Source organism: Streptomyces sp. NBC_00322, from assembly GCF_036147535.1.
In the GTDB taxonomy this organism is placed as follows: domain Bacteria; phylum Actinomycetota; class Actinomycetes; order Streptomycetales; family Streptomycetaceae; genus Streptomyces.
Map to the genome: position 1 here is coordinate 7516480 of NZ_CP108019.1, position 25878 is coordinate 7542357.

Annotated in this window: 17 protein-coding genes and 1 pseudogene; 11 read left to right on the forward strand and 7 right to left on the reverse strand. The window is 70.0% G+C overall.

The genetic code is table 11. From position 1 onward, the window contains the following. The first annotated feature begins 38 nt into the window (after positions 1-38). Both OG905_RS34375 and OG905_RS34380 read left to right on the forward strand, forming a co-directional pair. Complete coding sequence (locus OG905_RS34375; RefSeq protein WP_328680487.1) at positions 39-2855, forward strand: LuxR C-terminal-related transcriptional regulator; 2817 nt, start codon at positions 39-41, stop codon at positions 2853-2855. A 335-nt stretch (positions 2856-3190) separates the two neighbouring features. After that, positions 3191-3928 carry an acyltransferase gene (locus OG905_RS34380; RefSeq protein WP_328680488.1) on the forward strand — a complete coding sequence of 246 codons (738 nt, stop codon included), beginning with the start codon at positions 3191-3193 and terminating at the stop codon, positions 3926-3928. Between the two features lie 15 nt (positions 3929-3943). Here the strand turns inward: OG905_RS34380 and OG905_RS34385 are convergent, their stop codons facing one another. Then, positions 3944-4810 carry a DMT family transporter gene (locus tag OG905_RS34385; RefSeq protein WP_328680490.1) on the reverse strand — a complete coding sequence of 289 codons (867 nt, stop codon included), beginning with the start codon at positions 4808-4810 and terminating at the stop codon, positions 3944-3946. Between the two features lie 109 nt (positions 4811-4919). On the opposite strand from OG905_RS34385, the gene OG905_RS34390 reads away from it, so the two are divergent. From OG905_RS34390 to fxsT, 5 genes are all read left to right on the forward strand, one after another. Continuing rightward, positions 4920-5492 carry a helix-turn-helix domain-containing protein gene (locus OG905_RS34390; RefSeq protein ID WP_328680491.1) on the forward strand — a complete coding sequence of 191 codons (573 nt, stop codon included), beginning with the start codon at positions 4920-4922 and terminating at the stop codon, positions 5490-5492. 43 nt (positions 5493-5535) lie between these two features. Continuing rightward, positions 5536-6099, forward strand: coding sequence for a YbaK/EbsC family protein (locus OG905_RS34395; RefSeq protein ID WP_328680493.1), 564 nt, complete (start codon positions 5536-5538; stop codon positions 6097-6099). Between the two features lie 492 nt (positions 6100-6591). Continuing rightward, a complete protein-coding gene (locus tag OG905_RS34400) occupies positions 6592-8829 on the forward strand; it encodes an FxsB family cyclophane-forming radical SAM/SPASM peptide maturase (RefSeq protein WP_443044104.1) in 2238 nt (745 codons plus the stop codon). A 94-nt stretch (positions 8830-8923) separates the two neighbouring features. Continuing rightward, a complete protein-coding gene (locus tag OG905_RS34405; protein ID WP_328680497.1) occupies positions 8924-10255 on the forward strand; it encodes a TIR-like protein FxsC in 1332 nt (443 codons plus the stop codon). Next, a complete protein-coding gene (fxsT, locus tag OG905_RS34410) occupies positions 10255-14235 on the forward strand; it encodes an FxSxx-COOH system tetratricopeptide repeat protein (RefSeq protein WP_328680499.1) in 3981 nt (1326 codons plus the stop codon). The genes OG905_RS34405 and fxsT overlap by 1 nt, the downstream gene beginning before the upstream one ends. A gap of 6 nt (positions 14236-14241) precedes the next feature. On the opposite strand, the gene OG905_RS34415 is transcribed toward fxsT, so the two are convergent. Together OG905_RS34415 and OG905_RS34420 are read right to left on the reverse strand one after the other, a co-directional pair. Then, entirely contained in the window at positions 14242-15105 is an 864-nt protein-coding gene (locus tag OG905_RS34415) for an alpha/beta fold hydrolase (RefSeq protein WP_328680500.1), read from the reverse strand. Positions 15106-15236: 131 nt separating this feature from the next. Next, positions 15237-15644 carry a CoA-binding protein gene (locus OG905_RS34420; protein ID WP_328680502.1) on the reverse strand — a complete coding sequence of 136 codons (408 nt, stop codon included), beginning with the start codon at positions 15642-15644 and terminating at the stop codon, positions 15237-15239. A 101-nt stretch (positions 15645-15745) separates the two neighbouring features. Here OG905_RS34420 and OG905_RS34425 point away from each other — a divergent pair, with 101 nt between their 5' ends. From OG905_RS34425 to OG905_RS34435, 3 genes are read left to right on the forward strand one after another with little or no spacing between them, the layout of a single operon-like run. After that, positions 15746-16372: a YigZ family protein gene (locus OG905_RS34425; protein WP_328680504.1), complete on the forward strand. Its 627-nt coding sequence runs from the start codon at positions 15746-15748 to the stop codon at positions 16370-16372. 42 nt (positions 16373-16414) lie between these two features. Next, positions 16415-17581, forward strand: a complete 1167-nt coding sequence (locus OG905_RS34430) for an exonuclease SbcCD subunit D (RefSeq protein WP_328680505.1) — start codon at positions 16415-16417, stop codon at positions 17579-17581. Next, on the forward strand, positions 17578-20721 hold the full coding sequence (locus OG905_RS34435) for an AAA family ATPase (protein WP_328680506.1): 3144 nt from the start codon (positions 17578-17580) through the stop codon (positions 20719-20721). Before OG905_RS34430 ends, OG905_RS34435 begins: the two co-directional genes overlap by 4 nt. Here the strand turns inward: OG905_RS34435 and OG905_RS34440 are convergent. The 3 genes and pseudogenes from OG905_RS34440 to OG905_RS34450 all read right to left on the reverse strand — a co-directional run. Further along, positions 20666-20791 (reverse strand): annotated as a pseudogene (locus OG905_RS34440) (Lrp/AsnC family transcriptional regulator); the annotation flags it as partial. The gene OG905_RS34435 and the pseudogene OG905_RS34440 sit on opposite strands and share 56 nt — an antisense overlap. A 142-nt stretch (positions 20792-20933) precedes the next feature. After that, positions 20934-22616 carry a DUF885 domain-containing protein gene (locus OG905_RS34445; RefSeq protein WP_328680508.1) on the reverse strand — a complete coding sequence of 561 codons (1683 nt, stop codon included), beginning with the start codon at positions 22614-22616 and terminating at the stop codon, positions 20934-20936. A 59-nt stretch (positions 22617-22675) separates the two neighbouring features. Beyond that, the gene (locus OG905_RS34450) at positions 22676-23158 is read right to left on the reverse strand and encodes an Lrp/AsnC family transcriptional regulator (protein ID WP_266488317.1); all 483 of its coding nucleotides are present in this window, start codon (positions 23156-23158) and stop codon (positions 22676-22678) included. 59 nt (positions 23159-23217) lie between these two features. Here OG905_RS34450 and OG905_RS34455 point away from each other — a divergent pair, with 59 nt between their 5' ends. Beyond that, positions 23218-24417, forward strand: coding sequence for a trans-sulfuration enzyme family protein (locus tag OG905_RS34455; protein ID WP_328680512.1), 1200 nt, complete (start codon positions 23218-23220; stop codon positions 24415-24417). Here the strand turns inward: OG905_RS34455 and OG905_RS34460 are convergent. Next, a complete protein-coding gene (locus OG905_RS34460; RefSeq protein WP_328680514.1) occupies positions 24353-25750 on the reverse strand; it encodes a GNAT family N-acetyltransferase in 1398 nt (465 codons plus the stop codon). The two genes, OG905_RS34455 and OG905_RS34460, sit on opposite strands and share 65 nt — an antisense overlap. Positions 25751-25878: the final 128 nt, after the last annotated feature.

The following is a 25878-nucleotide window of genomic DNA, read 5'->3' on the forward strand; positions in this document are numbered from 1 at the left end:
GAAATGAAATGCCCGGAAATGTCGAGGAGAGTGAGCCGGTGAACACACTCGGTGACGACACCTGGGAAAGGTGGCTGAAACAGACCCTCGACCGTCCCACCCGCCAGCCGGCCCTGCTCCTGATCGAAGGAAAGGCAGGGACCGGCAAGAGCCGACTGGTCGACCGGCTGCTCGACGCCTCCGAGACGGGACCGCGACCACGCGTCGTCCTGACCTTCACCGCTTCCGGCACCGCACTGGCACATCACCCCGCCCATCCGCCCCGCCCCGAGACGGGCAACGACCGGACCAACGGGCGCGCCCGCATCGAACCGCCGCCGCTGCCGCCGCGGATCTATCCGGACGCCGCCGCGCTGGCCGAGGAGCTGGCGCCGCTGCTCGAGTCCGGCGGCCCTGTACTGCTGATCGCCGAAGACGTGCACCGCGCCGACCCGGGCTGCCAGGACCTGCTGCGGCGGCTGCTGGAACGGCCGCCCGCCGGACTTGCGGCCGTGCTGGTCTACCGGCCCGAGGAGCTGGCCGAACCCGGTCTGGTGCTGGGCAGACCCGTGAGCTACCCGGCCCGGCTGTCCCTGCTGCGCATACGACGTGAACCACTGGACGCCGAGGAGGTGCGGCGGCTGGTCGAGGAGCGGCTGGGCCCCGAGAGCTGTCCGCCGGAACTGGTCGCCCGCATCCACGAGCGCTCCGCGGGAGTCCCGCAGGTCGTCGTCGACCTGGTGCGCCAGCTACAGGACGTGTGCGGCCCGAAGGAGCGCTACACCGCACGGGACGTGGACGCCACGGGCACTCCCGTACGGCTGGCCGAACTGGTCCTCGGCCGGCTGGCCGCGCTGTCACCGGAGCACCGTGCCGTCCCGCGTGCGGCGGCGGTACTGGACGAGCCCGGCAGCGCCGAGGACCTGTACGCGGTCGCCGCGCTGCCGGCCGAAACCGGCCGCGAGGCCCTGATGGCCGCCCTGCGCGGAGCCGTACTCCAGGAGACCGGCGGTGATGTGTACGGATTCCCCTCACCGCTCGCGGGCACGGCCGTCTACGAGGAACTCCCCGGGCCGTTGCGCCAGGACATGCACCGCCGGGCGGCCGCCGTCCTCGCCCGCCGCCACCCCGTGCCGTGGGCACGGCTCGCCACCCACCGGCACCGCGGCGGCCAGCTGCGCGGCTGGCTGAAGGCAGTCGAGCGGGCCGCACAGCAGTGTGCCGAGGCCGGTGAACACCAGACGGCGATGGACCTGCTGGAACATGCCCTGTCCCACCCGTCGGTACCGCGCGAGGTGCGTGCCAGGCTCGCGCCGCTGCTGGCCCACAGCGCGGTGCTCGGGCTGCACACCGACCAGACCGTTCAGGTGCTGCGCCAGATCCTCGGCGACCAGTCCCTGCCCCCGGCCGTACGCGGTCAGATCAGGCTCGACCTGGGACTCGTCCTGTACAACCAGGCCGGTATGGGCCTGCAGGGCTGGGTCGAACTGGAGCAGGCGGCCGACGAGCTGGCGGAACGTCCGGCCCTCGCGGCACGCGCCATGTCGGCGCTCGCCATGCCCGTCATGTCCGCGGTCCCGCTGGAACGCAATCTGCACTGGCTGGAGAAGGTCCAGAAGATGGCGGCCCGAAGCGACGACCCCGAAGTGCGCACGGCGGTCGCCGCCAACTGCATCGCCGTACAGCTGGAGATCGGGGACCCCACCGCCTGGGACGTGCTGGAGCGGCTGCGCGCGGAGACCGATCACCCCGACCGGCTCCCGCACGTGGCGCGCGGACTGGTGAACGCGGCGGACGCCTCCCTGTGGCTGGGACATCTGCAGCGCGTGGGGGACCTGCTGGAAGAGGGGCTGGATCTGGCGGCCCGCAGCGGAGCCTCGTACGTCGAACAGGACGGGCGTGGCAGCGTCCTCCTGCTGGACTGGATCAACGGCCGGTGGGAGGGGCTGGCCGGCCGGGCGCGGGCCTTCGTCGCCGAGACGGGCGTCATGCCCGGGCCGGCGGCCGACGCCCGGATCGTCCTCGGCATGCTCGCCCTGTCCCAGGGCGAGTGGCAGCAGATGGCGGCCTGGCTGTCGGGCGACGGGCATCCGCTGCCCGTCGGCTCACCGCTGCCGCACGTGGCCGCGGCCGCCGGTGCGCTGGTGCGTACCGCCATCGCCCGCGGCGACATCGACACAGCGGCCTCCGAGGCAGCCGACGCCTGGGACCGACTGCGTGACAAGGGTGTCTGGGTGTGGGCTTCGGAGCTCGCGCCCTGGGCCGTCGAGGCGACCGCACGCGCGGGCCGGGCGCAGCTGGCCTCGGACATGGTCGCCGAGTTCGAGGCCGGCGTGAAGGGCAATCTCGTACCGGCGGCCGAGGCCGCACTCCACTGGTGTCATGGCGTCCTGCTGGAGACGGCGGGCGAACCGGCCCGGGCGGCGCCCCACTTCCGTGAAGCAGCGGCCATGTACACCGAGATGCACCGCCCGTACGTGGCCATCCTCACCAACGAGGTTGCCGCGCAGTGCGTGCTGGAGGCGGGCCAGGTCACCGAAGCCGCCGCTGCGATCGAGGAGCTGGCGCTGTGTGTCCAGCAACTGACCGACCTGGGGGCGGGCTGGGACGCGGCACGCGTACGGGCGACGCTCCGTGCCCATCAGCCCGCCGCCGAGCAGCGCCCCCGCGGGCGCCCGAGCTACGGGGACCAGCTCTCCCCGCGTGAGCAGGAGGTCGTGGACCTGGCCTCCGCGGGGCTCACCAACCGTGAGATCGCCGCTACGCTGCATCTGTCGCCGCGTACCGTGGAGCAGCATGTCTCCCGGGCCCGCCGGAAGCTCGAATCGCAGTCCCGGCAGCAGCTCAGCCGGTCAAGGAACAACCGCCCGGGCTGATTTATTTGCGTATCCGTAGATCGCGTTCACGGATAGGCGCTCGTCGGCCTGCGGCATAGCTTCCAGGCACCGAAATGCGGAACGCACCGTTGCCGTGTCTCGTCGCGGCAGGCAGAGTGCCCGCTTCGGTGCTGTGCCCGGGATGCCGGAAGGCCGGGGCGAGCGCGGGCCACGTCCCCCACCGCGGTGGCCGCCTCGTCGAGGCAGGGGGGTCCGGCCCCGGGCACGGCCTGTCGTCGCTGACGGGTGATCAATAACCTTGTGTGACGCGGCGTGGGGCGAACATCACAGCGCACGGCCGTGATCAGGCCAGGCGGGCCGACTACCGTGTGCGGGTGCCCCGGAACAGAAACACGTTCTCATCGCTCGCCGCCTGGCGTCGGCGCGTCCTCGCGCGCGCCGTCCAGCGCGGCTGGCGCTGGGTGCAGGAAACAGGCGCAGTCACGGCGGAGCACCCCGGCCCACTGCGCTTTCGCCGGCTCGGCTCCGGCACCCGGCTCGCCTTCCCGCAGGGCACCGTCTTCGGCGAGGCGTGGATCGAGCTCGGCGACCACTGCATCATCGCCGAACAGGTCACCCTCACAGCGGGGATGATGCCCGGTCTCGACCTGGGCGCCGACCCCGTACTGACGCTCGGCGGCGGTGTGGTCCTCGGCCGCGGCAGCCATGTCATCGCCGACAGCAGGGTGACCATCGGCTCGGACACGTACTGCGGGCCGTATGTCTACATCACCTCGACCAACCACAGCTACGACGACCCCCATGAGCCGGTCGGCAAGCAGTGGCCCCGCACCGAGCCGGTCGAGATCGGTCCCGGCTGCTGGCTGGGCACGGGCGCGGTGATCCTTCCCGGCGCGCGGCTCGGCCGCAATGTGGTGGTCGCGGCGGGCGCTGTCGTACGGGGCGAGGTCCCCGACCACTCGGTGGTTGCCGGGGCCCCCGCCCGGGTCGTACGCAGCTGGGACCCGGTCCGCGGCTGGCAGCCCCCGCTGCGCACGCCCGCTCCCGTGCCGATCCCGGAAGGCATCACCCCCGAGCAGCTGCTGGCGCTCGCGGAGCTGGAGGAGAGCTGACGGCAGGGGCGACGATCAGCCCGTGGCCAGCAGGACCGTGCCCACCAGCGCGAGCCCCGCGCCCGTCGCCTGGACCGCACGCAGCCGTTCCTTGAGCAGCACGAGCGCGGCGAGGACCGTCACCACCGGGTAGAGGTTCGCGAGTACGGCGGCGACGGTGACGGGGCCGTGCTGCGCGGCGATGGAGTAGGTGCCGTTGGCCGCGACGTCGGCGAGGCCGACGAAGGCGAGCGCCGGGATCGAGGCCCACACGACCCGCATCCCGCCGTCCTCGGGCAGCGCCCGCGCCCCGCGCTTCACCGATACGAACAGGGCCGCGCCGCCGACCGTCACATTGGTGACGCGCTGCACGAACAGAGCGAGGAAGAGACCGGTGATCGTGGTCGAGGCCTCGGAGATCAGAGCCATCACCGCGCCGAAGCCGAAGGCGGCGAGGAGGGTCAGCAGGATGGCCTGACGCTGCACGGGCGCACCCCGCAGCTGGGGTCCGCCCGCCAGCACGATTCCGGCCACGGCGACGGCGATTCCGGCGAACTGCAGCAGCCCGGGCCGTTCGCCGAGGATCAGACCGATGCCGACGGGCACGGCGACGCCCAGTGAGCCGAGCGGGGAGACCACACCCATCGGGCCGAGGGCGAGCGCCTTGTAGAAGGAGAGCATCGCCACGGGGCCGACGGCACCGGCCGCGACGGCGTACCAGAGCTGCGGTCCGGCCTCCGCCCAGCCGCCGGTGGCGACGACGATCGCGCCGAGTACCACCACCGCGATCGCCTGCGAGGCGACGACGACCGTGAGGGCCGGCGTACGTCGCGTCAGCAGTCCGCCGCCGAAGTCGGCCAGACCCCACAGGAGGCTGGTGGCCAGGGCGAACAGTGCGGTCATGGCGGGCCTCGCAGTACAGTGCAGTGAACGTTTGGGTGCACCACACCGTAGTGCAATGTATTGAACTCTGTCATCCAGAATATTGGACGGCCGGACAGTTGGACGGAATGTGTCGGACCTCGATCAGCTCACCCAGTCGCTCGCCCGCAATCTCAAGCGCTGGCGCGGCGAGCGGGGGTTCACGCTGGATACCCTCGCCGCCCGGGCAGGGGTCAGCCGGGGCATGATCATCCAGATCGAGCAGGCGCGTACGAATCCGAGTGTCGGGACCACGGTGAAGCTCGCGGACGCCCTCGGCGTCAGCATCACCACGCTCCTCGACTACGAGCAGGGCCCGCAGGTCCGCCTCGTACCCCCGGAACAGGCCGTCCGCATGTGGTCCACATCGACCGGCAGCTACACGACCCTGCTGGTCGGCACCGAGCGCAGCGGTCCCCTCGAACTCTGGGGCTGGAAGCTGATGCCCGGCGACACCAGCGAGTCCGACCCGCACCCGGACGGCACGGTCGAGCTGCTCCACGTCACCGCAGGCGAGCTCACCCTCGTCGTCGACGGCGAGCCTCACGCCGTGCCGGCGGGCACCTCCGCCACCTTCGAGGCGAACGCTCCGCACGCCTATCGAAACGATGGGGACGAGCCGGTGGAGATGACCATGGCCGTCTCGATCCCGCCCGCGCGCTGAGCCGCTCAACCGCCAGTGTGGGAGCGGCTGTTAGCGTGGCCCAATGCACGCTCCCATCGGCACGTTCGACGACGCCCGGCCCGCCGCCGACTGCCTCGAACTGCTCACTGAGCCCGTCGCCGACGCCGTGCGGTCCTGGCACGGCGACATCCCCGCCCAGCAGCTGATCTACGTCGACACCGACCCGGAGATCGCGGACACCGCCGCCTTCGTCGAGCACTACGGGCGGGAGTTGCTCGAACAGTCGGCGAACTGCGTGGTCGTCTCGGGCAAGCGCGGCGGCGAGTCGACACTCGCGGCGTGTGTGGTCCTTTCCAGTACGCGGGTCGACGTGAACGGCGTCGTGCGCAAGCAACTGGGCGCCCGCAAGGCGTCGTTCGCCTCAATGGACACGGCGGTCGGCGAGACGGGGATGGAGTACGGCGGCATCACACCCATCGGGCTGCCCGCCGACTGGCCGCTGCTGGTCGATTCCTCGGTGGTCGACACGGAGTGGGTGCTCATCGGAAGCGGGCGCCGGCGCGGGAAGCTGATCGTGCCGGGGAAGGCGTTCACGGAGCTGCCGGGTGCGGTGGTCGTCGAACGTCTCGGAATCGAGACGTCTTGAGTAGCCAAGGCCATGGCGTAGGCGGGCGGCTGCCTTTTACTCTGGTACGCGCGCCCGCGCGTGTCGCCCGAATGGCTGGCCTGATCGGGCAATCGACAACCAAAGCGCTTGAATTTCGTTGGCGCCGAGGGGGGACACGTGTTGCGCGAAATGTCCGAATAGGCTGTATTGCTTCACAATAGTCTCACTGGTGCGCATTCCTGCGTTCCATGAGCCATCCATACTGAAAGGCGCTCAATGGACACTGCCCTTGTCTCCGCGGTCGGCAGGCCCGAGGCCGCACCCAGTCAGCAGGTTACCCATCGGGAGCCGCTGGTCAAACAGGCCATTGGCCACGCTGGTGGGGACCTGCCCGCGTCCGTCCGTCGACTGTTGTCGACCAGTGACGGGTCTCGTCCGTTGGGTGCAACCTTTCAGTCCTCGATCTGAGTGACTGAAAGGAGCCGAGCCGTGGACCGGCCACTCCCGTCGTTGAGTCAGTTCGTGCTCAAGGTGCACAGCCGTTGTGATCTCGCGTGTGATCACTGCTATGTCTACGAGCACGCGGACTCGAGCTGGCGTGGTCGGCCCAGGGCAATGGCTGAAAAGGCAATGGAAAAGACGGCGGCACGCATCGCCGAGCATGCCCGGGCCCACCGGCTTTCGCTGGTCCAGGTCGTGCTGCACGGCGGGGAGCCGCTGCTGGCCGGGCCCATCCGATTAAGGAAGGCCGCCGAGGAGCTGTACAGCGCCTTGGACGGGGTGTGCGCCCTGGATCTGCGCATTCACACCAACGGAGTGCTGCTCGACGAGCGCTTCTGCGATCTCTTTGCCGAACTGGACATCAATGTCGGCGTATCGCTCGACGGTGACAAGGCATCCAACGACCGCCATCGCCGCTATGCCGACGGCCGCAGCAGCCATCCGCAGGTGCTGCGGGCCGTCGATCTCCTCAACCGGCCTACGTACCGGCGGCTGTTTGCGGGACTGCTGTGCACGATCGATGTCGAGAACGACCCCCTTGCGGTGTACGACGCCCTGGTCGCCCTGCGTCCCCCGCGCATCGACTTCCTTCTGCCCCATGCGACCTGGGACGTGCCGCCCCCGCGACCGGGGGCCTCGGCGACGCCCTACGCGGACTGGCTCGCTGCCATCTATCGGCGCTGGGACGGTTCCGGGCGCCCGGTCCCCGTGCGGATCTTCGACTCCGTGCTGCGCACGCTGCGCGGTGAGAGCAGTCTGACCGAGTCGCTGGGACTGGCACCCGCGGATCTTGTGGTCATCGAGACCGACGGCACCTTCGAGCAGGCCGACAGCCTCAAAACTGCCTATGACGGCGCACCGGTCACGGGCATGGACGTCTTCGCGAACTCCGTTGACGAGGTGCTTGAGCATCCCGGAATGCTCGCCCGTCAGCTGGGAGTTGAGCAGCTGAGCGATCAGTGCCGCGCCTGCCCGGTGGTCACCTCCTGTGGGGGTGGCCTCTACGCCCACCGCTACCGGACCGGAAGCGGATTCGACAATCCCTCCGTCTTCTGCCCCGATCTGCTGGCACTGATCATGAATATTCGCGACAGGGAAGCCGCCGCGGCGGCACAGCCGGCCGGGCCCCTGCGATCGGGGGAAGCCGACGACCTCGACGAACTGGCCACGGGATTCGGCAGTGCGGACACCGTGGAGCGCCTGGCAGCGGCACAACTCGACCTCAACCGGGAACTGCTGGCCGCCGTGAGTGAGCGTGCCCCGGTCGGCGACAGGGCTGCTGCGGCGGCATCGGAGCTGCTGCGGCACCTGGACCAGGACGCCCCACACGCGGTGGACGCGGTACTGGCTCACCCGTATACGCGTCCATGGGCCCTGCGCGTGCTGAAGGGCTGGGGGTCGGGGACCATCACGGCAGGTCTCGCCGAGCTCGCGGCGGCCAGTGCGATGAGGGCGCGGAGCGAGGTCACAGTCGTCGTCCCGGTGAGCGACGGACTTCTGCGGCTCCCAGGCATCGGCGCGGTGACTCTCGGACACGATTCCGGCCACGCGGAGGTGGCCATGGACGTCGAGGGCTTCTCCGTACGGGCGGCGGGCAAGATGCTGCGGATCGCCTGGGAGGAGGGTGTGGACGGACTCACTCCGCACTGGCAGCCCGTGCGACTGGTCGAACTTCCGGGCTGGACCGTGGCGTTGGAGGACACCGACCCGCTGCGAGACGCCTATGAGTGGCCCGTGGCTCAGCGCCTGTCCGCCGGTGAGGCGAAGATGTGGGCGGAGGACCTGACCGAGGCCTGGTCGTTGATTCAACGTCAACTGCCGTTGTATGGACCGGGCTTGGCGGCCGGTCTGCGAGCCATCACCCCGCTGCACTCTAGGGACGGCAGCGATGTCGGCGCCGCTTCCAGAGAAGCCTTCGGAGCGGTGGGGGCGGTCAGGCCCGGCTCGCCGGACCTGCTGGCACTGCTGATCATCCGTGAGTTCCAGCAGATGAAGCTGGGTGCGGTACTGGACCGTCACGATCTTTGCCCAGGGCCGCTCGTCGGTCTGATGCAGGAGGCGTACGCGCAGCTCGCGGTGGCGGACTTCTGGCGCGTACGGAGGCTTGCGGCGGACGGCGAGTCTGCGCCCACGGCGCAGGCGCAGTGCGCCGACCGGCGGAGACAGGCCGCCAAGGCTGTCGAGGAGCTGGCCGGATCAGGTGCGCTGACACCCCTTGGTGGGCGATTTGTGGCGGGGATGACGAGCAGGCTTCACGCGATCGACTGAGGGGAAACGCGGGCAGGCGTGTTCGCGCTGTTCCGCTGAGTAATCGGCGTTTCTACACTGAGGGATCCATCGACATGGACCGGGGGAGACGTTGTTGCTTGGAGCCATGGGGGCGGGGGGAGATGGATCAGAGCCATACTTCTTCCTCAGCTATGCACACACGCCGAAGAATCATCCGAAGGACAAAGACCCGAACATCTGGGTGAAGAGGCTGCACAGCGATCTGTGCGATCACGTGCGCCAGCTCACCTCGCTTCCGGCGGGGGCGTCGGCCGGGTTCCTGGATCAGCAGATGCAGCCGGGGGAAGGCTGGCAGGAGCGGCTGTCGGAGGCTCTGGCCTACTGCAGGGTCTTCGTGCCGCTCTATTCGCCGCGCTACTTCCTGAGTGAACAGTGCGGCCGTGAATGGTTTGTTTTCTCCAAACGCGCGGCACACCATCAGGCGCGCATCAACAGCAGCCCGGTGACCGGGATCGTTCCGGCGCTGTGGGTTCCGGTGCCGGCGAAGCAGCTGCCGCATCCGGCGGAGCGGCTGCAGTTCAACCATGCGACGTTCGGGGAAGATTATGCCGACGAGGGGTTCTATGGGCTGATCAAGCTCAGATACTTACGGGACCAGTACGAGCGCGCGGTCTATCTCCTCGCGAAGCGCATCGTGAGCGTGGCGGAGCAGACACAGATATCCGAGGGCGATCCCCGCCAGGACTACGGGTCGATGCCCAGCGCGTTCGGACCGCCCGGTCATCCACGGGAGATGGAGGTGTCGGTCCTCGCCTGTTCCCGGTCCAGTCTTCCTCCGGACCGCGGCTCGGACTGTTACGGCCCCCGCCCGCGCGACTGGAATCCGTACCATCCCAAATCCTCCAGACCGATTGCCGACCACGCCGTCGATCTCGTCAGAAACCTGGACTACCGGGTGAGCGTCGGGGATTTCGAGACCGAAGCGGAGCGCCTGTTGGCTCCGGGGCCGCCACGGGCGCCGAGCCTTCTTCTGCTGGACCGCTGGGCGCTCGACGCCCCGCACCACAGGGACCTGGTGCGGCGGCTGTGCGCCGAGGACCGTCCCTGGATCAGCGTCATGATCCCCTGGAATCGGGAAGACCCCGAATCGCGGCAGCGGGAGGAGGAGTTGAGTGCGGCCACGGAAGAGTCTCTGGCTCCGCGGCCGGAAGCGAGCGGCGGGCATCGGTCGTCGAGTGGCGGACTCCCCACGCTGGAGGCGTTCAGCCAGGAGCTGCCGGGCGCCGTGAAGTCGGCGGACAAGCACTACGCGGCCCATGCGCGGACCTATCCGCCACCGGGACCCAGCGCTCCGATCCCACGGGTGCTTCCGTCGGGGATCGGCTACGGAGCGGCAGTTCCCGCATCCACCGCTCATGACACGGAGCAGCCAAAAGGCAACGCCGACAAGGGGGAGGGGTCGTGATGACAGGGAATCGCGAAGGGACCATTGTCACCTTCTACTCGTACAAGGGCGGCACGGGCCGCACCATGGCGCTGGCCAACGTCGCCTGGATTCTGGCGGCGAACGGCTATCGCGTGCTGGCCGTCGACTGGGACCTGGAAGCACCGGGCCTGCACCGCTTCTTCCACCCGTTTCTCGATCTCCCCGTCCTGGAAGCCACTCCCGGGCTGATCAATCTGATCACCGAGTACCAGGAGGAGGCCCGGCGGCCCGCGCAGCGCGAAACCGACTGGCACCGCGAGTACGCGCGGGTCAGGCCGCACGCGACCTCCCTCGACTGGGCCTTTCCGCAAGGCGGCAGCCTCGACTTCCTCTCCGCGGGCAGGCGCAATCGCGACTATTCGGCGACCGTCGGAAGAATGGACTGGGACGACTTCTACGAGCGTTTCGGAGGCGGTCAGTTCTTCGACGCGATGCGTGCGGACATGCGCCGTCACTACGACTACACCCTGATCGACAGCAGGACCGGACTCAGCGATATCGCCGATATCTGTACGGTCCAGATGCCGCAGGTTCTGGTGGTCTGCTTCACCCTGAGCGACCAGTCCATCAACGGTGCGTCAGAAGTGGCCCGCGATATCGCAGAGCGGTACCACGACAAGAACATCCGCATACTGCCGGTTCCGATGCGGATAGACGACGGCGAGAAGGAGAAGGCCGACGCCGGTCGCGCACTGGCCAGGGAGAGCTTCCCCGGGCTTCCTGCAGGGCTGAGCAGGGACGAACTCGCCAATTACTGGGGATCGGTTGAGGTTCCCTACCGACCGTTCTACGCGTATGAGGAAATCCTCGCGACCTTCGGTGACGCTCCGAACATTTCCAGTTCGATGCTCACCGCCTGCGAGCGGCTCACCTCCGTGCTCACCGATGGGCTGGTGAGTACGCTGCCACCGATCGACGAGGCGGAACGGCGCGCCCATGTGAAGTCCTATACGCGGCGACCGCCCATTCCGCAGTCCAATGTGGTGCTGCCCTATGTGGCCGAGGACCAACTGTGGGCCGACTGGCTCGAATCGGTACTCAGCCGCAGCGGATTCAACGTGGTGCCGGTGGATGTCCGTTCGGGGCGACTGGCCGGTGTCGAAGTGGAATTCGGGTCCGCCGGGGCATACACCGTGCTCGCCGTGGTCTCGCAGGCCTTTCTCGACGCGCAGCGGGACGGGAACCTCTGGGAGTCGTCCACCAGTCTCGATTCCTCCGTCAGCCGGCGTCAGTTGGTCCCGGTCCGAGTCGGCGACGTACGCCGTAATCTGCCCATCAGCGTCCGGGGCGTCGATCTGGTGCGGCTCGACGAGGAAGATGCGGCGACCGCGCTGCTGTCCGCGCTGGACCGGGGGGAGAGAGCCGCCATGTCCCGGCCGTCCGCGGCAGCCGGAGTGCGCTACCCGGGGTCCGTACCCAAGGTGTGGAACCTGCGGCCCCGCCACTCCTGGTTCACCGGCCGTGCCTCCGTCCTTGACCGACTGCGCGACCAGCTGCGCGGCGACACCCGCTCCGGCCAGCGCTTCCCCCAAGTCCTGTACGGGCTGGGGGGCGTTGGCAAGACGCAGGTGGCCCGTGAGTACGCGCACCGTTTCCGGGCCGACTACGACCTGGTGTGGTGGGTGGAGGCGGAACAGCCCGACCGTGTGGTGTCCTCACTCGCGGAGCTGGCCGCGGAGCTCGGTCTCAGGGCCGGTGATGTGGTCGCCGAGGCGGCCGAGGCCGCGGTGCAGGCGCTGCGCAGGGGCGAACCGTACGCCCGCTGGTTATTGATCTTCGACAATGTGGAGGATCTCGACGGGGCGCTGAAGCTGCTCCCCGAGGAGACCGGCCCCGTGTCCCAGGGCATCTACGGCCATGTCCTGGCCACGTGCCGCAACAAGCCGCGATCGACGCGGCTGGAACCGATGGAAGTCGAGGTCTTCACCCGCCCCGAGAGCGTCGAGCACCTGTGCCGCCGGGTGTCGAAACTGCCCTCCCGGGATGCCGACCGGGTCGCCGAGGCTGTCGGCGACCTCCCCCTGGCGGTGGAAGTGGCGGCTGCCTGGCTCGCCGAGACGGCCACTCCGGTGGACTCCTATGTGGAGCAGCTGAAGGAGCAGAGCACCAAGGTCCTCTCACTCGGCAAGCCCGAGGACTACTCCCTGCGGATCGGCGCGACCTGGAACATTTCGATCGCGCGGCTGCGTGAGGAGTCCAAAGCGGCGGTTCGGCTGCTGGAGCTGTGCTCGTTCTTCTCCGCGGAGCCGATATCGATGCAGCTGATCGGCAGTGACTCGATGCTCCAGTCGCTGCTGCCGTACGACCCCGACCTGCGGGAAAGGTACATGCTGGGCAAGGTCATCGAGACCCTGAACCGCTTCGCGCTGGCCAAGGTGGACCAGGACCCGGTGGACAGCAGAATCCAGGTCCACCGGCTGGTACAGGCAGCGGTCCGGGCCGGGCTCTCGCCGGAGGAACAGGAAAAGGCGAAGCACGAAGTGCATCGCGTTCTCGCCGAGGCACGGCCGGCGGAGAGGGCGGACAGGGACAATCCGGTCAACGACCCCAAGAGCTGGCCGAGTTTCGACCTGATCTGGCCCCACCTCGATCCGTCGGGCATCGCGGACTGCGACGAGGAGAACGTACGGCAGCTGATGGTCGACCGCGTCCGCTATCTGCTCAAGCGCGGTGAACTCGAGGCCGCGCGGGTCCTGGGATCACAGCTCAACGAGACCTGGTCCCGTGAGCTGGGCGAGAACGACCTCCAGACCCTGAACATGCGCTTCGAGCTGGCCAACGCCCTGCGCGCACAGGGGAAGTACCACGAGGCCCACGACATGGACGAGGACACCCTCGCCCGCCAGATCCATGTGCTCCACGAGGACCACCCGCATGACGACCATCCCAGCATTCTGATCACCACCGGCAGCCTGGCCGCCGATCTGCGCGGCCTGGGGCGGTTCGACGACGCGCTGGAACGGGACCGGCGGATCTACTACGGATTTCGCCAGATCTTCGGCGAGAACCATCCGCGGACGCTGATGGCGGCCAACAACCTCGCGATCGACTACCGGCTCACCGGCGACAGCGAACGGGCGCGCAGGCTGGATGAGAAAACGGTGGAGCGTCGCAGCGCACTGCTCGGCGAAGACCATCCGTTCACCCTGACGACCAAGGGTCACCTCGCCCGTGACCTGCGGGAAACCGGTGAGTACCGGTCCTCGGTACAGGTCCTGCGCGAGGTCGTGGCCGCGTTCGAGCGCGTACTGAACACGGATGTGCCCGAGGTGCTGCGAACGGCCAAGAGCCTCGCGGTCTCCCTCCGCAAGGCCGGTGAGCCGCACGAGGCGAAACGCATCACGGAGGAGACGTACAAGCGCTACCGGGGGCGGTACGGACCGAAGGTGCCCGACGCCCTCGCCTGCGGGCTCAACCTGGCCGCGGACTATTCGGCGGTCGGAGACAAGCAGGCGGCCCTCGACCTCGCCCTGCAAATCCTGGACGGGTACCGCGAGACGCTGGGCAACGACCATCCCTTCACCCTGGCCTGCCGCAACAACGTGACCATCTACCAGCGCGGTCTCGACGCCGCGGCTCAGGCGGCGGAAGCGGGTGAAGAGATCCGTACGGCGCTGGAGGGGGCGCTGGGCACGCGTCATCCCTTCACGCTGTGCGCCGCGATCAATCTCGCCAACTCCTACGGTGACTTGGGGGAGCACGAGAAGGCAGAGCACTGGGAACGGGCCGCGCTGGAGGGCCTGTTGCACCGGTACGAGCCGACGCACCCGGATGTACTGGCCTGCCGGACCAATCTCGCGATCACGCTGCGTTCGGCAGACAGAGAGGAAGAGGCTCAGGAATTACGCACCGAGACTCTGGCGTCCGCCACCAAACAGCTGGGCGTGAAGCATCCGATCACCGAGGCGGCACGGGAGTGGCGGCGCGTCAACCGCGACCTCGAACCGCAGCCGGTCTGAGGCGGCTCACGAGGTGGCCCAGCTCAGTACGCGGGTGAGCACCTGCAGCGCACCGAAGTGGGCCGCCCCGCGCTTCACCGCCAACTGCGCGCCGGGAATCCGCTCGGCCAGCCACCGGGTGTGCTGCACCGGGGCGAAGACATCGTCCTCGCCGTGCCAGAGCAGCACCTGCGCTCTGATGTCCTCGGGGCGGAACTCCCAGTCCGTGCTGAACGCCATGATGTCGTCGACCCAGCCGTCGGCCGAACTGCGCAGCGCTTCCTTGAAGTTGCGTACGAGCATGGACTGGATTCCGACGTCGGCGACGATCCCGCGGTCGGACTCCGGCAGCAAACGGAGCATGTCGGCGACCCAGCCCGCCGGGTCCGCCCGGATCGCTGTCGCGCGGAACCGCAGCGCGGCGGCCAGCTGTCCAAGGCCTGCTGCCGCGTTGATGTACTCCCGGACATTGGACTCGGTCATGCCCTCGAACCAGTCGAGGCCCTGGGCGTCACGTGGAGCCAGCCCGACGAGCGCGGCCGTACGTGTCGCGCGCTTGGGCAGCAGAGCCGCGCAGGCCAGAGCGTGCGGCGCGCCGCCGGAGCGCCCTACGACGGCGAACTCATCGAGCCCCAGCTCGTCGGCGATCGTCTCGACATCGTCCGCGGCATTGGCCACCCGCCGCCCCGGTAATCGGTCCGACCCGCCGTACCCGGGACGGTCGAAGGTGATCAGACGCACGCCCATCCGGTACAGCAGTCCGCTGCGCGGAGCCTGTCCCAGTCGGCTGCCCGGAGTGCCGTGCAAGAGAAAGACCGGCCTGCCCTGTGGATTTCCCTGGTGCTCCACAGCAAGAGTCCGGCCGTCCCGGGTGCGAATCAGCTGCCCCAACTGGTGCCTCCCCCGTGTGGTCGGTACGCCGCAAGTATGGGCGCACGCCGGGGGCGTGGTACATACCCGAACAACCCCAGTCCGCACCTGCGGAGGCCTGTCCGGGTGTTGCCGCTGCCCCGCTCGGCCCGTCAGCCCAGCCGCGGGATCTCGATCGCCGGGCAGCGGTCCATGACCATGTCCAGGCCGCTCGCACAGGTGCGCTCATAGGCGTCCTCGTCGATCACGCCCAGCTGGAACCAGACCGCCTTCGCGCCGATCGCCGCCGCCTCGTCCGCGACCGGTCCCGCGAGGCCCGAATTGACGAAGACATCGACCACGTCGACGTCGAAGGGGATGTCCGCGAGCGTCGCGTACCCCTGCTCGCCGTGGACCGTCTCGGCCTTGGGGTGCACCGGGACGATGCGCTTGCCGTAGCGCTGGAGGACGTCGGCGACCCCGTACGCCGCCCGTGACTGGTTGTTCGACAGGCCGACGACCGCCCAGGTGTCGCCCGTGGAGGTAAGGATCCTGCGGATCGTCTCTGCGTCTGCGTACATGCATGTGACAACGGGCGGCGCGCGCAGAGCATTCCCCTCCGCTCCCCTCGCCTCCGCTTCCCTCCGCGCTCTTGTCCTGCGCAGGCGCATAGGGTGGCCGGATGCAGGAGCAGTACCGGACGGTCGCCCGCGCGGGCGTGCACGAGACCGAGATCAACAGATCGCGCTTCATCTGCGCGCTCGCGCCCGCCGCGACCGAACAGGAGGCGCAGGCCTTCGTCGCACGCATCCGCAAGGAGCACCCGACCGCCACGCACAACTGCTTCGCGTACGTCATCGGCGCCGATGCCTCCGTGCAGAAGGCGAGTGACGACGGCGAACCCGGCGGCACGGCGGGTGTGCCCATGCTGCAGATGCTGATGCGGCGCGACGTCCGGTATGTCGTGGCCGTCGTGACCCGGTACTACGGCGGTGTGAAACTCGGCGCGGGCGGGCTGATCAGGGCGTACGGCGGAGTCGTCGGCGAGGCCCTGGACACGCTCGGCACCATCACCCGCCAGCGCTTCCGGCTGGCCACCGTCACCGTCGACCACCAGCGGGCGGGCAAGCTGGAGAACGATCTGCGGGCGACCGGACGCACGGTGCGCGAGGTGCGGTACGGGGAGGCGGTGACGATCGAGATCGGGCTGCCGGACGCCGATGTGGACGCCTTCCGCGGCTGGCTGGCCGACGCCACGGCGGGGACGGCGGGACTGGAGCTGGGGGGCGAGGCGTATGGAGACGCCTGAAGCCGCCCGTGATGTCAGACCCCACCGATACTCTCGGGGATCATGAGATTCCTGCATACGTCGGACTGGCACCTGGGGCGTTCGCTCCACCGGGTGAGCATGCTCGACGCCCAGGCCGTGTTCCTCGACCACCTGGTGGCGACGGTGCGCGATCGCGACGTGGACGCGGTACTGGTCGCGGGAGACGTGTACGACCGGGCGGTGCCGCCGCTCGCCGCCGTCGAACTGTACGACCGGGCGCTGCACCAGCTCGCCGCCGCAGGTGTGCCGACCGTGATGATCTCCGGGAACCACGACTCTGCGCGCCGGCTCGGTGTCGGGGCGGGGCTGATCGAGCGCGCCGGGATCCATCTGCGGACCGATCCGGCCGGGTGCGCCACACCCGTGCTGCTGAGCGACGCGCACGGCCAGGTGGCCTGCTACGGACTGCCGTATCTCGAACCGGCCCTGGTGAAGGACGAGTTCGGGACGGAGAAGGCGGGACACGAGTCGGTCATCGGCGCGGCCATGGAGCGGGTGCGCGCCGACCTCGCGACCCGGGAGCCGGGGACCAGATCCGTCGTCCTCGCCCACGCCTTCGTGGCGGGCGGCGAAGAGAGCGACAGCGAGCGGGACATCACCGTCGGAGGCGTCTGCGCCGTGCCCGCCGGGGTCTTCGACGGCGTCGACTATGCCGCCCTCGGCCATCTGCACGGCTGCCAGACCATCACCGAGCGCGTGCGCTACTCCGGATCGCCGCTCGCCTACTCCTTCTCGGAGACGAACCACCGCAAGACGATGTGGCTCATCGATCTCGGCGCGCACGGCGAGATCGAGGCCGAGCGCATCGACTGCCCCGTGCCGCGGCCGCTCGCCCGGCTGCGCGGACCGCTCGGCGAACTGCTCGACGACCCGGCCCTCGCAGCGCACGAGCAGTCGTTCGTCGAGGCCACCCTCACCGACGCCGTCCGCCCGGCCGAGCCGATGGCACGGCTGGCCGAGCGGTTCCCGTACACCCTCAGCCTGGTCTTCGAGCCCGAGCGCTCCGACAAGGACGAGATCCTCTCGTACGCACAGCGGTTGAAGGGACGTGACGACCAGCAGATCGCCGAGGACTTCGTGGCCCATGTGCGCGGCGGCAGTGGGCCCGACGGTCTGGAGCGCACCGTCCTGCGCGGTGCTTTCGACGACGTGCGGGTGGACGACGGCGTGCGCGAGGTGGCCAGGTGAGACTGCACAGGCTGTGCCTCACCGCCTTCGGCCCCTTCGCAGCCGCCCAGGAAGTCGACTTCGACGAGCTTTGCGAAGCCGGGATCTTTCTGCTGCACGGCCCGACCGGAGCGGGCAAGACCTCCGTCCTCGACGCCGTATGTTTCGCGCTGTACGGGGCGGTGCCAGGCGCGCGGCAGAGTCCCGGCGCCTCGCTGCGCAGCGACCATGCGGTGGCCGGCACCTTCACCGAGGTATGCCTCGAACTGACCGTGGCGGGACGGCGGTTGGAGATCCGGCGGCGGCCCGCCCAGCCCCGCCCCAAGAAGAACGGGCAAGGCTTCACGACTGAACGGGCGCAGAGCTGGCTGCGCGAATACGACGCCAAGGAAGGCGCGTGGAAGGCGCTGAGCCGTTCCCACCAGGAGATCGGCGAGGAGATCGCGCAGCTTCTGGGGATGAGCCGCGACCAGTTCTGCCAGGTGGTGCTGCTGCCGCAGGGGGACTTCGCCCGCTTCCTGCGCGCCGACGCGGAGGCGCGCGGCAAGCTGCTCGGGCGGCTCTTCGACACACGCCGCTTCGCCGCGGTCGAGGAGCGCCTGGCCGACCGGCGGCGCGCCGCCGAACAGCAGGTACGGGCCGGTGACGAGCGGCTGCTCGCAATCGCCCACCGCATGGAGCAGGCCGCGGGCGCAACGGCGGGCGACTGGCCGCCGCCCCGGCAGCAGCCGGGGGACCCCGGACTCGCCACGGCCGTCCTGGAGTGGGCGGCCGTCGCCCGCGCGGGTGCCCGGGAGACGCTGGACATCGGCGACTGCGCGCTGGCCGCGGCCGAAAGCCGGCAGGCGGCCGCCCGCCACGCCCTGGACGCCGAGCGCGAACTGGCCAGGCTGCAGGCGAGATACGAGGACGCACGGCAGCGGCGCGAGGCCGTGGAGGCGCGGCGTCCCGAGCGGGACCAGAACCAGGCCACGCTGGAACGGGCCCGCAAGGCGGAGCTCGTCGAGCCCGCGCTGAGGCTGCGGGACGACGCCGAGCGAGAACACCGCGCCGCGCACGCCGACCGTGACCGGGCGCGCGCCGGGCTGCCGCCCGAGCTCAAGGATGCGGGAGCGGAGCAGCTGTCGGCCCTGGAGCGGAAGCTGCGCCAGGACCTGGGCGGCCTGGAAGCCGCTCGGCGCGCGGAGCAACGCAGCGCTGAGATCACCCGCGAGCGGGCGGACCTCGACCGTCAGGCCCGGGCGGACGAGGACCTTCTCCAGGACGCGGCGAGCTGGCTGGCTGACTGGGACACGGTCCGGCGGACCTGCCAGGAACGGATCGCGGCCGCGCAGGAAGCGGCGACGCGCGCGGAACACCTCGCGGGGAAGCTCGATCCGGCGCGCCGCACGGCGCGGGCAGCCCGTGAACGGGACGAACTGGCGGCACGCACCGCACAGATGGAGGAGCGGCTGCGTACGGCTCGCGAACGCGCGAACGCAGCCCGCGAGAGCTGGCTCGACCTCAAGGAACGCCGGCTGCGCGGCATCGCCGCGGAGTTGGCCACAGGTCTGGTCCCCGGCGAACCCTGCGCGGTCTGCGGTTCGGCCGACCACCCGGCCCCGGCCCGGGCGGGCGCAGGACACGTGGACCGCGCGGCCGAGGACGCGGCGTACGGGGACTACACGCGAGCGGATGCCGCCAAGACGGACACGGAACGCGAACTGGCGGTAGTTCACGAGGCGTTCACGACGGCGAGGGACGAGGCACGGGCGCCGTCGCCGGGTTCGGAACCGGCTGGGGATGCGGGTGCCGCCGCGTTGCGGGGCGGGGAGCCGGTGCTTTCGGGTACGGGGCTTGATGCGGCGGCTGGTCAGCCGGATGACGCCCTGGGCGGGACCGGCGCGGACCCTGACGCCGCCGAACTGTTCGCCCTCGTCGAGGAGTTGGAGCGCGACTACCGTCACGCGCACCACGTCGCCTCCGGCATGCACGACGCGCGCGAGGCGCTCGACCGTGCCGAGCGCGAGCACGAAGGGCGGCTCGCCGGTCAGCAGCAGGCCGAGCGGCGGGTCGCGGCGCGGACCTCGCGGCGCGAAGGTCTCGACCGGGAACAGGCGGCGCTGGAGAACGAGTTGGTCCGGGCCCGGGGTGACGCGGGCAGTGTCGCCGAGCATGCCACGCTGCTGGAGCGCAGGGTGGGGCTGCTCGCCGGGGCAGCCGACGCCGTGCGGTCCTTCGATCTCACCGCGCAGCGGCTGAAGGAGGCCGACGACCGGCTGGCCGACGCCGCGTTCCGGGCCGGGTTCGACACACCGCGCGCCGCGGCCGCCGCGCTGCTGTCAGTCGCTGAGCAGCGCGGCCTGCAGCACCGCATCGACGCCTGGCAGACCGAGGCGGCCGCGGTCGCCGACCGGCTGGCCGAGGCGGACACCCGTAGCGCCGCGGAGCATCCGCCCGCCGACCCGGAAGCCGCCCGCGTCGCCCACGACAACGCCGAGCGGGCATTGCGCGACGCCGCGTCCGTGCTCGCCGCCGCCCGCGACCGGTGTGCCGAGCTGGCGAGACTGTCCCGCCAGGCCGTGGCGGAAGTACTCCGGCTGGGCCCGCTGCGCGAGGAGTACGACCGGGTCGCCCGGCTCGCCGCTCTCACCGCCGGTACATCAGCCGACAACGAACGCAAGATGCGTCTCGAGTCGTACGTGCTCGCGGCTCGCCTCGAACAGGTCGCGGCCGCGGCCACCGCGCGGCTGCAGCGCATGTCGTCCGGCCGCTACACCCTGGTGCACAGCGACACCAAAGCGGGCGGCAAGCGCTCCGGGCTCGGTCTGCATGTTGTGGACGCCTGGACCGGAAGCGAACGCGACACCGCGACGCTCTCCGGCGGTGAGACCTTCTTCGCCTCACTCGCCCTCGCGCTCGGCCTCGCCGATGTCGTCACCGACGAGGCCGGGGGCGTACGGCTCGACACCCTCTTCATCGACGAGGGCTTCGGCAGCCTGGACGACCAGACCCTGGACGAGGTGCTCGACGTCCTCGACTCGCTGCGCGAACGGGACCGCAGCGTAGGCATCGTCAGCCATGTCGCCGATCTGCGTCGTCGTATCCCCGCCCAGCTGGAGATCGTCAAGGAGCGGCACGGCTCCGTCGTTCGGCTCCGGTCGGCTCCGCTGGGCGGCTGATCGCCCGCCGAGGCAGTGGCGAGGAGTGGACGACGCTGGTGGTGACCGACCCCAGCGCGCCGCCCGCGCCGCGCGAGGCAGATCTGCTGACAGCGCCCGTCGGCGCGGACGACTCGGCTGCTGCCGACCCTCGACGACGAGCCGGCGGCTGGCCGAAGGGTGTCTCGCACCCGAGCCCGGCCGCCGCCTCACCCGCCCGTGTGAACCGGTCGTCAGAGCTTGGACAGTTCGTCGACCAGATCGTCCAGTCCCAGCGAACCCTGCGACAGCGCCGCCATGTGCCACGCCTTCGCGTCGAACGCGTCGCCGTGCGCCTTGCGGGCGTTCTCCCGGCCCAGCAGCCAGGCCCGCTCGCCCAGCTTGTAGCCGATCGCCTGCGCCGGCACCGACAGATAGCGCGTCAGCTCGCTCTCCACGAAGTCGGCCGGCCGCCCGCTGTGGCTGCCGAAGAACTCCTGCGCCAGCTCCGGAGTCCAGATCTCGCCCGGGTGGAAGGGTGAGTCCGCCGGAATCTCCAGCTCCAGATGCATGCCGATGTCCACGATCACCCGGCACGCCCGCATCATCTGCGCGTCCAGATAGCCGAGCCTGCGCTCCGGGTCGGGCAGGAACCCGAGCTCGTCCATCAGCCGCTCCGCGTACAGTGCCCAGCCCTCGGCGTTGGCGCTGACGCCGCCGATCGTCGCCTGATAGCGGGAGAGCTGGTCCGCGACATGCACCCACTGCGCGATCTGCAGATGGTGGCCGGGCACACCCTCGTGGTACCAGGTCGACACCAGGTCGTACACCGGAAAGCGCGTCTCGCCCATGGTCGGCAGCCAGGTGCGTCCGGGCCGGGTGAAGTCCTCCGAGGGACCGGTGTAGTAGGGCGCCGCGGCACCGCCCGGGGGAGCGATACGGGACTCCACCTTCCGTACCCGCTCGGCGAGTTCGAAGTGTGTGCCGTCCAGCGCCTCGATCGCCTCGTCCATCAGCCTCTGCAGCCAGACCCGTACCTCCTCGACGCCTTCGATGTGCTCGCCGTGCACATCGAGGTGCGCGAGCGCCTCCCAGGGCCCCGCGCCCGGAAGGATCTTGTCGGCCTCGGTCTTCATCTCGGCCAGCAGCCGGTGGTATTCGGACCAGCCGTAGGCGTACGCCTCGTCGAGATCGAGGTCGGTGCCGTTGAAGTAGCGCGACCAGCGGGCGTAGCGCTCGCGCCCGACCGTGTCGGGCGCGTCCGCCCCGGCAGGTGCGTACACATCGCGCATCCAGTCGCGCAGCTCGGTCAGGGCTTCGGTCGCCGAGCGGGCCGCGGCGTCGAGTTCGGTGCGGAGCGTGGCGGGGCCGTCCGCGACGAAGTCGTCGAACCAGCTCCGGTCCGTGCCGATCCACTCCGTCATTTGGCCGATATTCGTCTGCGTGGCACGTGGGCCGCCCAGGAGCTTGCGCTCCAGACCGAGTTCCAGCGAGGCCCGGTAACCCTCCAGCGCGTGCGGCACCGCACGCAGCCGCCGCGCGATGGCTGCCCAGTCCTCATCGGTTTCCGTGGGCGTCACGGTGAACACCTCGCGCACCGTATGCACCGGTGAGCGCAGATTGCTCACCGTACGCAGACCCTCATCAGCCTCGTGAACAGCGAGTTCGGCCGTCAGACGCTCCCGCAGCAGCCGCCCGCAGCGCCGCTCGGCGTCGTTCTCGGCGCCCGGCAGCTTCTCCGCATGGTCCAGCCTGGCCAGCGTCTCGCGTGCGAGCTCGGCGAATGCCTCCTGACCTGCGGGGGAGTAGTCGGGAAGGAGACCCGAGCTCTCCTTGACCCCGAGATATGTGCCAATCGTCGGATCGAGTTCGATGAGTGCGTCGACGTAGGCGTCGGCGACCTGGCGGGGCAGCTGGCTGCTGAGGGTGACTGACATGGGCACATCCTCATACGAGTGGGGCCTCCGCGTCACCATCATCGAGTCCCAGCGGCCTGTCAGCCACCTGTCTGAGGAGGCAGCAGCGGGCCGCAGTCCCACTGCTGGAAGATCAACCGGGTCTCGACCCGGGCGACCTCGCGCCGGGAGGTGAACTCGTCCACCACAAGTCGCTGCAGATCCGCGGTGTCCGCCACGGCCACATGCACCAAGTAGTCGTCCGGGCCCGTGAGATGGAACAGCGCACGGGACTCGGGCAGAGCCCGGATGCGCTCGACGAACGGACCGATCAGTTCACGCCGGTGCGGACGGACCTGTACGGAGAGCAGCGCCTCCAGTCCCCGCCCCAGCCGGGCCGGGTCCAGGGCCAGCCGGTGCCCGAGGATCACACCGGAGCGGCGCAGCCTCGCCACCCGGTCAAGGCACGTGGAAGGAGCGACTCCGACCTCCGCCGCCAGATCGCGGTAGGTGGTCCGGGCGTCGTTCTGCAGCAGCCGGAGTATGTGAAGATCCACCGGGTCGAGAGCGACAGTTTCAGCCATTCGCCGAACGTAACACGGGCCATGGCCAAGACCTGCCGGTGGGTGTTCACAGTGCGGGCATGGAGAACGCAGCCTTCGCCGCCCACCCACCCCGGGCGCTGGCCACCGAAGCAGTCCACGCCGGACGCGAGGATCTCGCGCAGCTCGGTCTGCATGCCCCGCCGCTGGATCTGTCGACCACCTATCCCTCCTACGACGCCGCAGGCGAAGCGGAACGGATCGACGAGTTCGCCGCCACCGGAGCGCGCCTGGAGGGGCCGCCCGTCTACGCCAGGCTGGACAACCCGACCACGGCCCGCTTCGAGACCGCCCTGGCCAGGCTCGAGGGGACCGAGAGCGCGGTCGCCTTCGCCAGCGGCATGGCGGCTCTCACCGCCGTACTGCTGGTACGGGCGAGCATGGGCCTGCGCCATGTGGTCGCGGTGCGTCCGCTGTACGGCTGCAGCGACCATCTGCTCGGTGCCGGGCTGCTGGGCACCGAGGTGACCTGGACCGACCCTGCGGGCATCGCCGCGGCGATCCGGCCGGACACCGGTCTGGTGATGGTGGAGACGCCCGCGAACCCGACGCTGGCGGAGGTCGATCTGCGGGCCGTGCGGCACGCCTGCGGCTCCGTGCCGCTGCTCGTCGACAACACCTTCGCCACTCCCGTGCTCCAGCGGCCGGTCGAGCACGGCGCCCGGCTCGTGCTGCACAGTGCCACGAAGTATCTGGGCGGGCACGGCGATGTGATGGGCGGAGTGGTGGCCTGCGACGAGGAATTCGCGGGCAAGCTGCGCCAGGTCCGCTTCGCGACCGGCGGTGTTCTGCACCCGATGGCCGGATATCTGTTGCTTCGGGGACTGTCGACCCTGCCGGTACGGGTACGGGCCGCCTCCACCACCGCCGCCGACCTGGCCTGCCGCCTGGCGGCCGACCCGCGCGTCGCCCGCGTCCACTATCCGCGGATCGGCGGTGCGATGGTCTCCTTCGAGGTGTACGGCGACCCGCACGCCGTGATCGCGGGCGTACGGCTGATCACTCCCGCGGTCAGTCTCGGCAGCGTCGACACGCTGATCCAGCACCCGGCCTCCATCAGCCACCGCATCGTGGCTGAGGGAGACCGGCGCTCGGCGGGCGTCAGCGACCGGCTGCTGCGGCTGTCGGTCGGGCTCGAGGACGTCGAGGATCTGTGGCGCGATCTGACCCAGGCCCTCAGCGCTCAGCCTGTTCGAAGCGAGCGCGGGGGCGTACGGCAGTCGCGTCCAGTCGGGCGGTGATCACCAGCGTGCCCTCCTCGATCTGAAAGTCGAGCGGCAGCCCGAGACCGCGCATGGCCGCGACCATGCCGGTGTTGGACGACTGGGTCACGGCGTAGACGCTCTCGCAGCCGGCCTCGACGGCCAGGTCGACCAGTCGGCCGAGCAGCTCCGCGCCGATCCCTCGGCGCTGCCAGGCGTCCTCGACGAGCAGGGCGACCTCGGTCTCGTCGCCGTCCCACAGCAGATGACCGAGGGCGACGAGCTTGCCGGAGGTCGTCTGCACGGCGAGTGTGCGGCCGAAGCGCGGGCTGAGCAGATGGTTGAGATAGCGGTCGGCGTCGCCGATCGGGCCGTGGTAGCGCAGGCTCAGGGTGCGGTCGGAGCAGCGGTCGTGCATGGCCTTCGCTGCCGGGACATCGCCCTGGTCGGCGCGGCGCACGGTGATCTCATTGCCCTCGGGGAGGGTGAGGACGTCCTCGCTGCGCGGGACGCGGGGGCCCAGGCGGGCATCCAGCTCGACCAGGGCCCGCGCCCGGGCGAACTCCGTGGGCGTGAAGGGGAGATAGGGCCGCTCGACGGTGATCGCGCCGCCGTTCGGGTCGCGCAGCCGCATCACCGTCTCCTCCAGTACGCCCTCGACGGGAGGCATCTCGCCCGTGGGTCGGCCGGAGAGGCTGACGGCGGGCAGCGAGTGGATCGTGCAGCGGCCGAGCAACTGGCGCAGCGCGAGCGGCAGTTCAGCCGCGTCCAGGGCGGTACGGGTGGCGAGGCCGAGCACCCGGGTCGGGGTGTCGACGAGGTCGTGGGCGTCGGCGCGCTCGATCCAGGTGTTGCTGCCGCCCGCCGCCGAGATCTCCCGGGTCAGCTGCTGGGCCTGGAGGGACGCGGGGGCACGCAGCAGGAACTCGTCCACCGTGCCCTCGGCGAGCGGGTGCGTCTGCAGGGTCAGGATGTCCACCCGGTGCCGGGCGAGGGCGGTGCACAGCGCGGCGAGGCTGCCGGGGGTGTCCCGCACCGTGGTACGCATCCGCCACAGCGAGGTCTCGAACAGCTCGCCGCCCCGAGCCGCGAGCTCGGTCGCGCCGGCCTCCCGCGCCCCACCGGCGGTATCGGACGTGAGCGCCGGAGGGGCGTGGCTGTGGCGTCGTGCCCACCATGTGTGGAAGGTGGCCGTGGCGATGAGCACCACGGCCGAGGCGATGAGCAGGAACGGGCCGTCGGGGCCGTGCCCGACCATGTTGGCGATGGCATCGGCGACGGCCACGGCGGTGAACATGGCCGCCAACTCGACGAGATCCCGCCGCCAGTGGTGTGGGCGGCGGGCGGTCTTCGCGGAAGTCACATCAGTCATGGCATCACTGTGACCGAATGGTGTTGCGTGATCACGAACGCTTTGTGACTGATGGGTTAAGCCCGGATCTGGGTCGCTATCGGCTGGTTCTTACCCTTTCTGGCGTGGACTGTTCGGCTCCCTGATTC

Coding starts and splice junctions, on each gene's coding strand:
- OG905_RS34385 (WP_328680490.1), bottom strand. CDS start 4,810: ATGACCGCACTGTTCGCCCTGGCCACCAGCCTCCTGTGGGGTCTGGCC.
- OG905_RS34395 (WP_328680493.1), top strand. CDS start 5,536: ATGCACGCTCCCATCGGCACGTTCGACGACGCCCGGCCCGCCGCCGAC.
- fxsT (WP_328680499.1), top strand. CDS start 10,255: ATGACAGGGAATCGCGAAGGGACCATTGTCACCTTCTACTCGTACAAG.
- OG905_RS34420 (WP_328680502.1), bottom strand. CDS start 15,644: ATGTACGCAGACGCAGAGACGATCCGCAGGATCCTTACCTCCACGGGC.
- OG905_RS34425 (WP_328680504.1), top strand. CDS start 15,746: ATGCAGGAGCAGTACCGGACGGTCGCCCGCGCGGGCGTGCACGAGACC.
- OG905_RS34430 (WP_328680505.1), top strand. CDS start 16,415: ATGAGATTCCTGCATACGTCGGACTGGCACCTGGGGCGTTCGCTCCAC.
- OG905_RS34445 (WP_328680508.1), bottom strand. CDS start 22,616: ATGTCAGTCACCCTCAGCAGCCAGCTGCCCCGCCAGGTCGCCGACGCC.
- OG905_RS34450 (WP_266488317.1), bottom strand. CDS start 23,158: ATGGCTGAAACTGTCGCTCTCGACCCGGTGGATCTTCACATACTCCGG.
- OG905_RS34455 (WP_328680512.1), top strand. CDS start 23,218: ATGGAGAACGCAGCCTTCGCCGCCCACCCACCCCGGGCGCTGGCCACC.
- OG905_RS34460 (WP_328680514.1), bottom strand. CDS start 25,750: ATGACTGATGTGACTTCCGCGAAGACCGCCCGCCGCCCACACCACTGG.